At 58.5% G+C, this 506-nt stretch carries 1 pseudogene; it reads left to right on the forward strand.

Going from position 1 to position 506, the window contains the following annotated elements:
• Window positions 1-506: pseudogene (locus APH34_RS29720) on the forward strand (hypothetical protein); the annotation flags it as partial.

Consider the following 506-nt stretch of genomic DNA (forward strand, 5'->3'; position numbering starts at 1 on the left):
CACTCAGCTGGATAACAGCATCGGCGATATCGGCGGGGAGAACTTGTTCTACAACCCGAGCTTCACCAAGGTGGCGGGTTCGGCGCCGGAAGGATGGGAAACCGAGGGTCCGGCTACCACGACCGATAGCCTGGTTACATCATGGCTGAACAGTGGTGAGAAGGCACTGAGGATCGTGGCCACCGGCCTGACCAGTTCCGCGCAGTACAAGTCGCTACGTAACACCGCAATCAAGCGGATCAAGGTGAGTAGCGGCCAAGCGGTCACGGCGTCGGTATTTGCCCGAAAAAGTGACAGCGATATCGGCATGCGCATTTTCATCCAGTGGCTGAACGCTTCTGGAACTGTGATCAGCGCGCCAAACTCCGTGATGATTCCCCTGACGATCACAGGTAGCCGTGTAACATTCTCGGCAGTAGCCCCCGCAAGCGCTGCTGAGGCGTATGTTTACTTCAGGGGGTACGCCATGACGGCCACGCCGACCGATGGGGCAGCGGAGTTTGCAC

The organism is Pseudomonas sp. NBRC 111131 (assembly GCF_001320525.1).
Lineage (GTDB): Bacteria > Pseudomonadota > Gammaproteobacteria > Pseudomonadales > Pseudomonadaceae > Aquipseudomonas > Aquipseudomonas ceruminis.